The organism is Streptomyces milbemycinicus (assembly GCF_002154605.1).
Classification (GTDB): Bacteria; Actinomycetota; Actinomycetes; order Streptomycetales; family Streptomycetaceae; genus Streptomyces; species Streptomyces milbemycinicus.
The window spans coordinates 1-1885 of record NZ_MUNE01001123.1 but is presented as its reverse complement, the minus strand read 5'-3'; the positions used below and the strand labels follow the sequence as shown (position 1 = coordinate 1885).

General features: G+C 73.6%; 2 protein-coding genes. Both read right to left on the bottom strand.

Annotation, left to right across the window (positions count from 1 at the left end):
* On the bottom strand, window positions 1-468 hold a 468-nt coding region (locus CCN51_RS51495; RefSeq protein WP_245881888.1), incomplete at its 3' end, for a protein kinase domain-containing protein.
* A 4-nt stretch (window positions 469-472) separates the two neighbouring features.
* A partial coding sequence (locus CCN51_RS51490; protein ID WP_158104797.1) for an outer membrane protein assembly factor BamB family protein occupies window positions 473-1885 on the bottom strand: 1413 nt, incomplete at its 5' end.

Sequence of the window (1885 nt, the reverse complement as noted above, 5' to 3'; positions counted from 1 at the left end):
GTTGGAGGGCTTGAGATCGCGGTGCACCAGGCCCTGGCGGTGCACCGTGGCCAGCCCCCGGGCGAGCGCGACGCCCAGGGCGCGCAACGCGGCGTACGGCCAAGGGCCGTGGGCCTCCACAGCCTGGGCGAGGGAGGGGCCGAGCAGGTATTCGGAGGCCAGCCACGGCCGCGGTCCGTCGGTGTCGGCGTCCACGACGGCCGGGAAGAAGTCGGCCCCGCCGAGGGAGCGGGCGGCCTGGAGTTCCTGCCGGAACCGCTCGCGGAACTCCCTCTCCTCGGCCAGGTCGCGGTGGATGGCCTTGAGCGCCACGGTCCGTCCGCCGTCGGAGCGGGCCAGGAAGACGGTTCCCATCCCGCCGGACCCGAGGCGGGCCAGCAGGCGGTAGCGGCCGAACGACTCCGGGTCGTGGCCGAGCAGTGGCCGCACGGGCAGGGCGGGCTCGTCCGCCGTCACGTTCACGGTCATCCCTTCACTCCACCGGAAGCATGAACACGGCGGCGCCGTGGGCGACGACGGCCGACGATCTCGCCGGATAGACCTGGTACTCGTCCAGGAGTTCGCCGCTGCTCTCCTGGAACCGCCACCGCACCCCACCCGTCCGGGCGTCGAGCGCGAACACGCCTGCCGCAACAGCGGCCAGCACCGTACGGCCGGAGTCGGTGACCGAGAGGGTGGGGGTCGCCTTCCACACGGTGTCGTCGGGCAGTGCGGACCGCCACAGCTCGGTGCCACGGTCCGGGTCGACCGCGTAGACCAGCTTGGTGCCGTCGGACACATACAGCACATCGCCCTTTCCGCCCGGCCCCTGGCGGATCACCGGGTGGCCCAGCGGGGACTTCGTCGTCGCGTAGCTGTTGATGTCCAGCAACCACCGCTGTTTGCCCGAGTCGATGTCCACGGCGCGCAGCGTGGCCCCGCGCGCGGCGTAGAGCAGACCACGGCCGGCGGAGATCCCGACCTTGTCCCCCGCGCTGACGCCGTCGAAGCGCCTGCGCCACTCCTGGTGTCCGTCGGACAGCCGCAGCGAGATGAGCTCCACCTCGTCTCCTGGGTATCCCAGGCCGACCAGCGAGCGGCGGGTGGGAAACGCCCCGACGTCATCGCCGTACGCGGCGGGCAGCCGGCTCCGCCACCGCTCGCGGCGCGTTCGGGTGTCGTACGCGACCACGTAGGTGGGGGGCTTGGAGCCACGGCTTCCGATGCTGCTTCCCGAGCCGGTCGCGGTGAAGTAGGCGTGGCGGCCGTCCGCGTCGACGGAGAGCATCTTGTGGAAGGTGAGGCCGGTGCCGGAGTACTTGGACTCCACCCAGCGCTGGTGGCCGTCGCGGGCGTTGAAGGCGACGAGTCTGTTGTTGATGGTGACGAGGGCGAGTTCGCGGCTGATGGGTTCGGGGGTGGCATCGGTGCCCAGGTCGTCGCGGCGCCAGCTCGGGCGGCCGGTGCGCAGGTCCAGGGCGACCGCCTCCTGGGAGTTGGTGATGATGGCGAGCCTGCCGCGCCACACCAGGGGCGGTACGGAGGTGGCATCGGTCAGGTCGAAGCGCCACCGGGCGAGAGGGGCGGTGCCGGAAGGGGGGCGCGGCGCCGGGCTCGTGGCGGGGCGCCGCCCCGAACCGGGGTCGGTCAGCGCGGACAGCCCGCCACGGCCCGCCACCCACCCGGCCACCGCCGCACCCCCGGCCAGCAGCCCGGCGGCCCCCGCGGCGGCGGTGGTGAGCACGGCGCGGCGGGAGGTGGCCGCGGTACGGGAAGGTGGCGGATCGGCGACCGGATTCAAGCGGTTGCGGCCCTCGCCGCGCGTGGACGCCGTGAACACATCGTCATCCGGGAACGCCCCGTCCTCGGCGGCCGGTTCAGCGCGGGCGCCGGGCGGGGCCTCGGC